The sequence below is a fragment of the Stenotrophomonas sp. Pemsol genome (genome assembly GCF_003586545.1).
GTDB classification, from domain to species: Bacteria; Pseudomonadota; Gammaproteobacteria; order Xanthomonadales; family Xanthomonadaceae; genus Stenotrophomonas; species Stenotrophomonas sepilia.
The window spans coordinates 1201775-1213410 of sequence record NZ_CP025780.1 but is presented as its reverse complement, the minus strand read 5'-3'; the positions used below and the strand labels follow the sequence as shown (position 1 = coordinate 1213410).

Sequence of the window (11636 nt, the reverse complement as noted above, 5' to 3'; positions counted from 1 at the left end):
GAACTCGCGACCTCAACCTTGGCAAGGTTGCGCTCTACCAACTGAGCTATTCCCGCAGATTTCGTTCGACCTGCGTCGAAGGAGCGCTATTGTGTCGGCATTGCTGCACGGCGTCAACAGGAATTTTCACGTGGGGTCAGGGGTGGCGTTCAGGCGCCCCTGCCTGTTCCCTTCACGTGCGCAGCCCGCGGCGATGGAAGTAGACCTGTTCGGCGATGCGCCGCATGACCGCTGTATGCAGCAGTACATCAAGCGGCCAATCGGCCTGCAGATGATCCATCGCCCAGCGCAGCACGCGCTTGCCATGGAACGCCGGGGCGACCTGACGCGCCACCCGTTCCGCTTCTGGCCCTTGCCCACGCAGATGGCGGGCAATCGCCTCACCGACCGCCCAGCCGTGCCGCCGCGAAGAGTGGATGCCCCCGGCGGACAGCGGCGAGACGATGCCCGCCGCGTCGCCGGTCAGGATCAGCCGGTGGCCAGTGATCGGACCATCCGGTCGGCCGCAGGGCACCAGGCCGGCGCGGGTGGCCGAGGGGCGCGCCGAAGGCGGAATGTTGACCACACCGCGCACGTGGTCGAGGAAACCCTCAATGTCCGGCGGCCGCACCCGTTGCGGATCGTGACGCAGCGCCAACCCGACCTGCAGACCGCTCGGATTCTGGGCGACCCAGCCGATGTAGCCCGGGGCGTAGCGCTTGCTGACGAAGCAATGCAGCGCATCGCCCTGCGCCACCTGCTGACCGGCGAACTCACGTTCTACGCCGTAGAGGTTGTCACGTACCTGGCCGAGGCCGGTGCGCCGGGCCACGCGTGAGCGCGCGCCATCGGCGCCAACCAGATAGGCGCAGCTCCCTGCCCCTTCCACCTGCCAGCCGTCACCGCGGCGACGGGCGTCGGTGAAGGACTGCTGCAGGCGCAGCTCGACACCGTTCGCGTGCAGTTCGCTGGCCAGCCAGCGCATCAGGTTCGGCGTATCGGTGGTGAGGAAGTAGTAACCCGGTGCGGCCAGCAATACGCTGCGCAGGTTCGGCGCATAGAGGCGCACGTTGGCGACCCGTTGCACCAGATGTTCGGGCATGCGCCCCAGCCAGGTCTGCTCCATCGCTTCCTTCACCACGATGCCGGTGGTGTGCAGCCGCCCGCCGGGGTCGGCCTTGCGTTCCACCACGCAGACGCGCAGCCCGTACTGGACAGAGGCCAATGCGCAGGCGGCACCGGCGAAACTGGCGCCGACGATGACCACATCATGGTCGTAGGCGGAAGGAGTTTGGGGCATGGCTGCATCGCCTTGGAGAATCGGAGATGCAGGTTCGCCAGCGCGGATGGTAGGGCGATGGGGTGTGGGTGAAGTGGGGATGAAGCCACCTCTTCCGATCAGCCAGCAATTCAGAAAACTTGTATGGACTGAGTCAGGATGACCATCGATATTTTGCGGTCAGTGAATCACCAAGCCAGTCTTGGGGATTGCCAATCAAACCGATACCCGTCACATGAGAACGGCAAGCTGCAGGTGAGCATTGGCAGAAGCGATTGAACGTTGTCAATCGGCCGGCGGGGAACTGAACACTCCACGCAACGTCTTCTCCCAATGGAAATCAGGGACGAGCGACCAGCCCGGATCAGAACATTCGAGAACGCACATGGATCACTTTGACCATCTTGGATACTACTACGGCGAAGAAGAAATCCAGCACCTTCTGATGGAGCTTGGCATAGTCGATGTTCCCGTGTTGGAATCCGAATGGACGGATGCCTACCTATCAAATGAGTCACTAGGTATCGAGCTGACCCTCTCGGATTCTGAGTCTTTGGTCTCCCCTGCCCGCGACTATCCGACCAATGCGCTGGTGCTATCCAACTTCCGCTACTACGGACGGCAGATTGGGGACTTTTCCATTTACCAAGGTGCCTTGCCCCACGACCTCACTTTCGGCCAAGGCAGGGACGAAATCCTGTCAATGTTTGGCGAACCAGAATGGAAGAACCCGGAGAACAGCCGCATGCGCTGGATATGCGGCAACTATCGAATCCATATGACATTCGACAAGCACGGAAAACTGGCGATCGTCTCCGGAGGGTTGCCGTTCTAGGCCCTCTTCCTGCAATGCACCTAGCCTCGCAAGCAGATGGCGATGCCCACCACATCAAGCCACTCCCATACTCTGCTCGAAATCACCTCGGGGCACGTTGACGGCCCATAACGAAAAACGCCCCCTTGCGGGAGCGTTCTTCTTGAATCTGGAGCGGGAAACGAGACTCGAACTCGCGACCTCAACCTTGGCAAGGTTGCGCTCTACCAACTGAGCTATTCCCGCTTGGGAGGCGAAATTTTACCTATTCCAAGAATGGCGTCAAGCGCTTTTTTCAGGACCTGCGAGACGCCCAGCACCGCGCTATCCACGCATGGCGTGGATCTACCACGGCATCCCCGCAAACCGATGGATCCGCACCATCCGTGGACGCAGCATTTCCAGTACATCCACGCCATGCGTGGATAGCGCATCGATGGGGTCAGAGCCCTTTCCTTCGGAAAGGGATCCGACCCCGGGGCTCAGTTGCCCAGCTTCTTCTGCCGTGCACGCTCGCGCGCGGCGCGCTCGTCATCGCGCAGGCTCGGCCAAGCGGCGTGCAGGTACTGCAGGCCCGACCACAGGGTCAGCACCGCGGCAATCGCCAGGGTCCAGTCGCCGATGTGGAACACCGGCCAGCCCATCCAGATGTCTTCCACCGGCACGTTCGGCGCCACCGAATACAGCAGGCACAGCAGCGCGACCATCTGCGCGGTGGTCTTGATCTTGCCGATCATCGCCACGCGCACCTTCGCGCGCTGGCCCAGCTCGGCCATCCATTCGCGCAGCGCCGATACCGCGATCTCACGGCCGACGATCACCGCCGCCCAGAACGCCATCCACGGCGTCGGGTGGCCCTGCACGATCAGGAACAGCGCCACTGCCACCATCAGCTTGTCCGCGACCGGGTCGAGGAAGGCGCCGAAGGCCGACTCCAGCTGGTAACGGCGTGCGATCCAGCCGTCGAGCCAGTCGGTGATCGCGGCCAGGCCGAAGATCGCCGCCGAAGCGAAGTTGGTCCAGGTGTAGGGCAGGTAGAACACCAGCACCAGCACCGGGATCATCACGATCCGCAACAACGTCAGCCAGGTGGGCAGGGTCAACTTCATGCTTGCGTGCTTCTCTCTCTACTCGGCCGCATCAGGCGTGGCCAACCCGTGCAGGTTAGCGTAGATACGTGCCGCGAGGGCGTCATTGATGCCTTCCACCTTGGCGATTTCCGCTTCGCCAGCGGCTTTCAGGCCCACAAGACCGCCGAAATGCTTGAGCAGGCTGGCGCGGCGGCGCGGCCCGATGCCGGGGATATCCTCCAGCTTGCTGGTCATCCGCGCCTTCTGGCGGCGCCCCCTGTGGCCGGTGATGGCAAAGCGATGCGCCTCGTCGCGCACCTGCTGGATGAACTGCAGCGCCGGGTTGGCCGCGCCCGGGCGCAGCTCGCGGCCATCGGGCATCACCAGCGCTTCGTGGCCGACGCGGCGCTCCACGCCTTTGGCCACGCCCACCAGCAGCACGCCTTCCACGCCCAGGTCGGCCAGCGCAGCCTGCGCCTGCGCCAGCTGACCGGCACCACCGTCGATCAGCAGTACGTCCGGCAGCACGCCCTGCTCTTCCACCGCACGGCGGAAGCGCCGATCGATGGCCTGGCGCATCGCGGCGTAGTCGTCGCCCGGCTCGATGCCGCTGATGTTGAAACGGCGGTACTGCGCGCGCACCGGACCGGCGGCGTCGAACACCACGCACGAGGCCACAGTGGCCTCGCCCAGCGTATGGCTGATATCGAAGCACTCGACCCGCTTGACCGGCTCGGCCAGGCCCAGCATCTCGCGCAGTGCATCGCTGCGCGCATGCTGCGCATTGCGGCTGTTGAGTTCAGTGGCCAGGGTCAGCTGCGCGTTGCGGCTGGCCAGCTCCACATAGCCGGCGCGCTCGCCGCGCACGTTCCACTTCAGCTGCACCTTGCGCTCGGCCGAGGCCGACAGCGCCGCGACCAGCAGGTCGGCATCGGGAATCTCGCGATCCAGCAGGATCTCGCGCGGCGGCTCGAATTCGATGTAGTACTGCGAGACGAACGCGGCCAGCACTTCCTCCGGACTCTCCTCGCCGTTGGTGCGCGGGAAGAACGGGCGGGTGCCGAGGTTACGGCCATCGCGGAAAGCCAGCAGCAGCACGCAGGCCTGCGAACCCTGCATGGCCACCGCCAGCACGTCCAGGTCGGCGGCGCGGCCGTCCACGTACTGGCGCGTCTGCATGCTGCGCAGCGAGGAAATCAGGTCGCGCAGGCGCGCGGCCTGCTCGAACTCCAGGGCCTCGCTGGCGGCCTGCATCTGCTCCCCCAGCTCGCGGGTCAGCTCGTCGCTCTTGCCTTCCAGGAACAGCGCAGCACGGCGCACCGATTCGGCGTAGTCCGCGGCCGGCACCAGCTCCACGCAGGGCGCGCTGCAGCGGCCGATCTGGTATTGCAGGCACGGCCGCGAGCGGTTTCGGAACACGCTGTCCTCGCAACTGCGCAGCTTGAACAGCTTGTGCATCAGGTTCAGCGTTTCGCGCACTGCGGTCACGCCCGGATACGGCCCGAAATAGCGGCCGGGAATGGCGCGCGGGCCCCGATGCAGGGCGATGCGCGGCCAGTCCTCGCGGGTCAGCAGTACATGCGGGTAGGTCTTGTCGTCGCGCAGCGAGACGTTGTAGCGCGGCGACAGCGACTTGATCAGCTGATTCTCCAGCAGCAACGCCTCGGCTTCCGAGCGCGTCACGGTCACGTCCATGCGCGTGATCTGCGAGATCATCGACATGATCCGCGCGTTCTTCGGGCTGCCGTTGAAATAGCTGCCGACGCGGTTGCGCAGCGCGCGCGCCTTGCCCACGTACAGCAGGGTGTCGTCGGCCGCGTACATGCGGTACACGCCGGGGGCGGTGCTGAGCTGGGCCGCGAAGGCCTTGCCGTCGAAGGCCGGGGCGGGAACGTCGGTCATTCGCTGATCGGGACTTCGCTGAGCACGCCGCTGTCGGGGTCGAATCGCAGCACGGCATGGGCGTCGGTCTCAGCGATCCACACTGCACCTGCGCCCACGGCCAGGCCAGCCGGGCCGTGCAGGCGGCGCGGCAGCGGCTGGGTGGTCAGTTCACCGCCGCCCAGGCGCAGCGTGCGCAGGCGACCGTTGCCGGTGTCGGCGATCCACAGCAGCGGGGCGTCCGCGCCCAGTGCGATCGCCTGCGGGAACTGCAGGCTGGCCTGCGCACGCGGGCCGTCTTCACTGCCGAAGCGCCACGGCCCCTGCCCGACCAGTGTCTGCACCAGGTCACCACGCAGTTGCAGTGCACGGATCGAGGATCCCAACGCATCGGCGACGTACAGCACCTGCTGCACCACGGCCAGCGCGGTCGGTTGCGCGAAGGCAGCCAGATGGCCACTGCCATCACGCTCGTCGATGGAACCACTGCCGGCGCGCCATTGCAGGCTGCGCTGGCCCAGGTGGTAGCTCCAGATGCGGTTGTCGCCGGCCATTGCGATGTGCAGCTGGTTGTCGGCGATGGCCAGGCCAACCGGATGGTCCAGCGAGACCTGCCGCGCCTGCGCCACCGGGCCCTCCACCGGCGCGCCGGGTCGCCCGTTGCCGCACAGCGTGTCGACGATGCCGGTCAGCAGATTGATGCGGCGCACGGCATGGTTGCCGGTATCGGCGACGTACAGCGAATCGCGCTCCAGCACCAGCGCCTGCGGGCGGTGGAACGCCGCTTCGGCGAGATTGCCATCCATGAAATCGGCGGTGCCGAGGCCGAACTGACGCAGGATGCGGCCGCCATGGCTGCATTCGAGAATGCGGTGATGACCGCTGTCGGCGATGTACAGACGTTCGGTGCTGACCGCCAGCCCCTGCGGGAAGCGCAGGGCCTGGCGCGGTTCCGGATGCAGTTCGCTGCCGCCACGCGGCGGCGCCGAAGGTGCGCCCTGGCACAGCGCGTTCAAGGCGCGCTCCAGTTCACCGGGCGCGCCCTGCCCGACCAGCCGTTGCTGTTCACGGCCCTGCGCGTCCAGCAGCACCATGGTCGGCCAGGCGGTGACGCCGAAGCGGCGCCAGCCATCCCAGTCGGCATCGAGCAGCACGGGCATGGTCAGGCCCTGACGGCGCAGCAGCTTCAGTGCGGCCGTGGCATCGCGTTCGAAATCAAAACGCGGCACCTGCAGCACCAGCGGCTGCAGCTTGCCCGGGTGGCGCGACAGCCATTGGCCGAACTCGGCCAGGCGTTGCGCACTCCAGGCGGAGGCCGCATTGACGAACAGCAGCGCGACCGGCCGGCCGCGCAGCTCGGTCAGGGTGCAGGGGGTGGCATTGAGCCAGGTGGCGAATTCGGGCAGGTCCGGGACGGGCTGGACGTTCATGACCTGATTATGCCGGAGTCGGCGTCATGCAACAGTCGTGCCACCGCACGTTTTGCAGCATCGTCGACCAGCGACCAGACCTGTTCGAAATGATCGCTGCCGCCGGTGTAGGGATCAGGGATGGCTACCCGCCCCTGCCCGCCGGACCAGGGCAGATACAACGCCAGCCGTTCACGCTGGGCCGCCGTCGCCAGGCGCCCGGCATCACGCAGGTTGGCCTCGTCGGCACACAGGATCCAGTCGAAACGTTCGAAATCCACGGCCTGCAGCTGGCGTGCGCGCAGGCCGCCGATGTCCACGCCGTGCCCGGCCGCGCAGGCGATCGCGCGGCGGTCCGGCGGCTCGCCCACGTGCCAGTCGCCCGTGCCGGCCGAATCGACCTGCACCCGCCCGGCCAGCGGCGAGGCATCCAGGCGTGCGCGCAGCGCGCCTTCGGCCATCGGCGAACGGCAGATGTTGCCGAGGCAGACGACCAGCAGCCTCATCGCGCGGCCATCGCCTGCAGCAGCCCCTCGGCGCGCTCCAGGTCCTCGGGCGTATCGATGCCCGGCGGGAACGGCTCGGGCGAGATCGCCACGCTGATCGGGTAGCCCGCTTCCAGCACGCGCAACTGCTCCAGCGATTCGACCTGCTCCAGCTGGCCCGGCGGCATCGCCGCGAACTGCTGCAGGAAGCCGGCGCGATAGCCATAGATGCCGATGTGGCGCAGCCAGTGATGGCCGTCCGGCAGCGTGTCGCGGCTGCGTGCGAAGCCGTCGCGGTGCCAGGCGATCGGCGCGCGGCTGAAGTACATCGCCTCGTTGCGCACGTTGCGCACCAGCTTCACGACGTTCGGGTCGAACAGGGTGTGCGCGTCCTCGACGGTCGTGGCGAGAGTCGACATCGGCGCAGTGCCAGCGACCAGAGCATCGGCCACCGCGCGGATGCCGGTCGCCGGCGCGAACGGTTCGTCGCCCTGCAGGTTGACCACCACCGTGTCATCGGCCCAGCCGGCAATGCGTGCGCACTCGGCCAGGCGATCGGTGCCCGAGGCATGCGTGGTCGCGGTCATCGCCACCTTCACCTCGGCCAACCCGGACAGCGCACCGGAAATGCGTTGGTCGTCGGTCGCCACCCAGACCTCGCGGGCACCGGCCTGCAGCGCGCGGCGCGCCACATGCAGCACCAGCGGCTCACCGCCCAGCGGGCGCAGCGGCTTGCCCGGCAGCCGCGAGGCGGCAAAGCGGGCCGGAATGGCGACGACGAATTCGGTCATGCGGGCGGTTCTCGGCAGGCTCGTTACAACGGGAATGCGGCCAGCGGCGCGTGAATGCAAGCGCCGCCGCGCCACTCAGTTCGGTCGCAGCTTGTCCAGGCGATCGGTCAACGCCACCCAGAACGCGGCGGGCAACTCGGCGCGCAGCGGAACCGCGTAGTGCCAGTCGTTGCCGAACGCCCGGCATTTCACCGCATCCTTTTCGGTCATCAGTACCGGCAACTGGCTGCCGAAGGACAGGTCCTGCGGCTGGTAGGCCTGGTGGTCGGCGAACGCATGCGGCACCACGCCGATCCCGCGCGCGCGCAGCATGTCGAAGAAGCGCTGTGGATGGGCGATGCCGGCCACCGCGTGCACCCGCTGGCCCTTGAAGTACGCCAGCGGGCGCGCGCGGCCACCGGCCAGCGGCTGCGCACTGTCGATGTGCAGGGACATTGGCCACTGGCCGAAGCCACAGGCCTGTGCCGCGGTCTGCTCATCGGCCTGGCCGAGGTTGACCACGCGGAAATCGCACTCGCTCGCGCGGCTGACCGGCTCGCGCAACGGCCCGGCCGGGATCATCCGGCCATTGCCATAGCGACGCTGGGCATCGACCAGTTCGATCTCGATGTCGCGCGCCAGCCGGTAGTGCTGCAAACCGTCGTCGCAGACGATTACATCGCAGCCGGCCTCGATCAGCGCCTTGCCGGCGGCGACACGGTCACGGTCCACGCGCACCGGCACGCCGGTCTTCCAGGCGATCAGCACCGGTTCGTCACCGCCCTTCGCGGTTGGCGTATCGGCCTGCACCCACAGCGGCTTGTCGGCGTCTTCGCGACCATAGCCGCGGCTGGCCACGCCCGGCTTCCAGCCGGCCGCGCGCAGGCGCTCGACCAGGGCAATCGTCAGCGGCGTCTTGCCGGTACCACCGGCGGTGATGTTGCCGACCACGATGACCGGCACCGGCAGCGAGTGGCGCTTGCGCCAGCCACGCCGATAGGCGCGCCGGCGCAGTGCGGTGACACCTGCGTACAGCGGCGCCAGCAGGCGCATCGCCCACGGAACCGGGGTGCCGTCATACCAGTACGGCGGGGTCTGGGTGCCCTTGCCGGCCATCAGTCCTGCCTTTCGCGGAACTGCATGCTGTGCAGATGCTGGTACAGGCCGCCCAGTTCGAGCAGCTCCTTGTGCGTGCCGCGTTCAACGATGCGGCCATGATCCATGACCAGTACCTGGTCGGCATGCTCGATGGTCGACAGCCGGTGCGCGATGACCAGCGTGGTGCGTTCGGGCATCAGGCGCTGCAGCGCGTCCTGCACCAGGCGCTCGGATTCGTTGTCCAGCGCCGCAGTGGCTTCGTCGAGGATCAGGATCGGGGCGTCGCGCAGGATCGCGCGGGCAATCGCCAGGCGCTGGCGCTGGCCACCGGACAGCAGCGCGCCATTCTCGCCCACCGGGGTCTGCAGCTGCTGCGGCATGCGTGCGATGAACTCCCACGCGTTGGCGGCCTCGGCCGCCGCGCGGATCTGCTCGTCGGTCGCTTCCATGCCATAGGCGATGTTGGCAGCGATGGTGTCATCGAACAGCATGACCTTCTGCCCGACCATTGCCACCTGCCGGCGCAGGTCGGCCAGCGGGTAGTCGTCCAGTGCCACGCCGTCGAGGGTGATGACACCGCCGCTGGGCTCGTAGAAGCGTGGCACCAGCCGGATCAGGCTGGTCTTGCCACTGCCGGAACGGCCGACAATGGCCGTCACCGTGCCTGGCTTGGCAACGAAGCTGATGTCATCCAGGGCGATGCCGCTGTCCTCGCGGTAACGCAGCATGACGTGGTCGAACGCCAGTTCGCCCCGCACGCGCTGCACGTGTCGCTGCCCCTGGTCGCGCTCCACTGGCATGTCGAGAATGCCGAACAGGCGCTCGGCAGCAGAGACACCGCGCGAAATCGACGTCTGTACGCTGGTCAGGCGGCGCAGCGATGGAATGATGGCCATCATCGATGTCATCAGGCCCATGAACTGGCCGGCATTGAGCCGGCCCGCCAGGGCCTCGCGGGTCGATACCCAGACGATCACCGCCAGCGCCAGTGCGGCCAGGAACTGCACCACGCTGGAGGCGGCGGCGCGGGTGACCTCGACCTTCATGTTCAGCGCCAGCATGCGGTTGGCCAGGCGCGAGTAGCGCGAGATCTCATGCTGCTGGGTGCCGTGCACCTTCACTTCCTGCTGCGCGGCCAGCGACTGCTCGGCAGTCTGCGCCATGGTGCCCATGCCGTCCTGAATGCCGCGGCTGATGCGGCGGTAGCGCTTGCCCACGTAGGACACGATGCCACCGATCAGCGGCACCACCAGCAGCATTGCCAAGGTCACCTTGACGCTCATCTGCAGCATCACCGCCAGCATCGCGATGATGGTGAGGGTGTCGGCCACCACGGTCTTCAGCGCGTCGGCGCTGGCCTGGGTGACCTGCTCGGTATCGAAGTTCAGGCGGCTGACCATCACCGGCGTCGCTTCGGTATCGAAGTGCGACGACGGCAGGTGCAGGTACTTCTGCAGCACCTGCTCACGCAGGTCGCGGACCACGCTGCGGCCAGTCTTGGCCAGCGTGTAGTCGCTGACCCAGGTGGCCACGCTACGCATCAGGAACAGGCCGAGGATGGTCAGCGGCAGCACCACGGCCGCGCGCGGCTGCGGGTCGACGAAACCTTCGTTGACCAGCGGCTCCATCAGCTTGGTGAAGTGGTAGCCGGCCAGGGCCTCGACCACCATGGCGATGACCGCGCCCACCATGAACACCCAGTAGGTGCGGGTGTAGCCCAGCAGACGTTTGTAGATCGGCCACACCGGCGCGTGATGGGAACTCATGGACGCACCTCTGGCGCAGTTGCAATGGCGATACGACGGAAACCGAGTTGACCGAGCGCGTCCTGCGCGGTCACCACGGCCTGGTAGGGAGTGCGTGCGTCGGCGCGCAGCAGCACGGGCTGGCTGCGGTCACTGCCGGCCACGGACGCGATGGTCTGCTTGACCGACTCGACGTCGCTGCGCAGCACTTCCTGGTCATTGATGAAATAGCGGCCTTCGGCGTTGATCAGCACGCTGAGCGAACGCGGCGGCTCGTTGTTGGGCTGCTGGCTGGCGGTAGGCAGCTGCACCTGCAGCGTCGAGCGCGCATCGAAGGTGGTGGTGACCACGAAGAAGATGATCAGCACCAGGATGACGTCGATCAGCGGAACCAGATCGATATGCGGCTCATCCTGGGAGCGGTCATTGCCGATACGCATCGATCAGGCCTTCGCCGTCGCGGCGTTGGCCGGTCGCGCCGGCGCGGCCGGGTTCATCACCCCGGGGCGACCGTCGAGCGTGTCCAGCAGGGCACTGGCTTCCTGCTCCATTTCCACCACGTAGCCGTGGATGCGGCCCTTGAAGTAGCGATGGAACATCAGTGCCGGAATGGCCACGATCATGCCCGTGGCGGTGCACACCAGCGCCTTGCCGATACCGCCGGCCAGCTGGTTCACGTCGCCCACCCCATGGTCGAGGATGCCCAGGAACATCTGGATCATGCCGATCACCGTGCCCAGCAGGCCCAGCAGCGGGCCGGCCGAGGCAATGGTGCCCAGCGCGTTGAGGAAACGTTCCATGCGGTGCACCAGGTGGCGGCCGGTGTCCTCGATGCGCTCGCGGATCTGGTCGCGCGGACGATTGCGGGCTTCCAGCGCGGCCGCCAGCAATGCCCCCAGCGGCGAGTTGGCACGCAGGGTCTGCAGGTGCGCCGGGTCAAGCTTGCCGCGTGCGGCCCAGTTGCGCACTTCCTGGCCGAGGCCGGGCGGCAGCACTTCAGTCCGCCGCAGGGACCAGAAACGCTCCAGGATGATCGCCAAAGCCAGTACGCCCAACAGCAGCAGCGGCACCATCGGCCAGCCACCGGCCTTGACCAGTTCCCACAC

General features: G+C 67.0%; 11 protein-coding genes and 2 tRNA genes (1 of these 13 cut by a window edge). 1 reads left to right on the top strand and 12 read right to left on the bottom strand.

Annotated features, from left to right (window positions below; genetic code table 11):
• Positions 1–56 (bottom strand) — tRNA-OTHER (locus PEM_RS20230) (it extends 75 nt beyond the left edge of the window).
• A 116-nt stretch (positions 57–172) separates the two neighbouring features.
• Positions 173–1279 carry an NAD(P)/FAD-dependent oxidoreductase gene (locus PEM_RS05545; protein WP_111127121.1) on the bottom strand — a complete coding sequence of 369 codons (1107 nt, stop codon included), beginning with the start codon at positions 1277–1279 and terminating at the stop codon, positions 173–175.
• A 364-nt stretch (positions 1280–1643) separates the two neighbouring features.
• On the opposite strand from PEM_RS05545, the gene PEM_RS05540 reads away from it, so the two are divergent.
• Positions 1644–2093 (top strand): hypothetical protein, encoded by a 450-nt coding sequence (locus PEM_RS05540; RefSeq protein ID WP_057500270.1) that lies wholly within the window; start codon positions 1644–1646, stop codon positions 2091–2093.
• Positions 2094–2242: 149 nt separating this feature from the next.
• On the opposite strand, the gene PEM_RS05535 is transcribed toward PEM_RS05540, so the two are convergent.
• The 10 genes from PEM_RS05535 to PEM_RS05490 form a co-directional block, all read right to left on the bottom strand.
• A tRNA-Gly gene (locus PEM_RS05535) sits at positions 2243–2318 on the bottom strand.
• 236 nt (positions 2319–2554) lie between these two features.
• Positions 2555–3181, bottom strand: coding sequence for a CDP-diacylglycerol--glycerol-3-phosphate 3-phosphatidyltransferase (gene pgsA / locus PEM_RS05530; RefSeq protein WP_005412825.1), 627 nt, complete (start codon positions 3179–3181; stop codon positions 2555–2557).
• Between the two features lie 18 nt (positions 3182–3199).
• A complete protein-coding gene (gene uvrC / locus PEM_RS05525) occupies positions 3200–5044 on the bottom strand; it encodes an excinuclease ABC subunit UvrC (RefSeq protein WP_111127119.1) in 1845 nt (614 codons plus the stop codon).
• A complete protein-coding gene (locus PEM_RS05520; RefSeq protein ID WP_005415983.1) occupies positions 5041–6453 on the bottom strand; it encodes an NHL repeat containing protein in 1413 nt (470 codons plus the stop codon). Before PEM_RS05520 ends, uvrC begins: the two co-directional genes overlap by 4 nt.
• Positions 6450–6938 carry a low molecular weight protein-tyrosine-phosphatase gene (locus tag PEM_RS05515; RefSeq protein WP_065177369.1) on the bottom strand — a complete coding sequence of 163 codons (489 nt, stop codon included), beginning with the start codon at positions 6936–6938 and terminating at the stop codon, positions 6450–6452. The genes PEM_RS05520 and PEM_RS05515 overlap by 4 nt, the downstream gene beginning before the upstream one ends.
• Positions 6935–7708, bottom strand: a complete 774-nt coding sequence (kdsB, locus tag PEM_RS05510) for a 3-deoxy-manno-octulosonate cytidylyltransferase (protein WP_111127117.1) — start codon at positions 7706–7708, stop codon at positions 6935–6937. Before kdsB ends, PEM_RS05515 begins: the two co-directional genes overlap by 4 nt.
• Positions 7709–7783: 75 nt before the next feature.
• Positions 7784–8803 carry a tetraacyldisaccharide 4'-kinase gene (gene lpxK / locus PEM_RS05505; protein ID WP_111127115.1) on the bottom strand — a complete coding sequence of 340 codons (1020 nt, stop codon included), beginning with the start codon at positions 8801–8803 and terminating at the stop codon, positions 7784–7786.
• Positions 8803–10551, bottom strand: a complete 1749-nt coding sequence (gene msbA / locus PEM_RS05500; protein WP_005415978.1) for a lipid A export permease/ATP-binding protein MsbA — start codon at positions 10549–10551, stop codon at positions 8803–8805. The genes lpxK and msbA overlap by 1 nt, the downstream gene beginning before the upstream one ends.
• On the bottom strand, positions 10548–10970 hold the full coding sequence (locus tag PEM_RS05495) for a biopolymer transporter ExbD (RefSeq protein ID WP_005415977.1): 423 nt from the start codon (positions 10968–10970) through the stop codon (positions 10548–10550). The genes msbA and PEM_RS05495 overlap by 4 nt, the downstream gene beginning before the upstream one ends.
• A gap of 3 nt (positions 10971–10973) precedes the next feature.
• Entirely contained in the window at positions 10974–11636 is a 663-nt protein-coding gene (locus PEM_RS05490) for a MotA/TolQ/ExbB proton channel family protein (RefSeq protein WP_005415976.1), read from the bottom strand.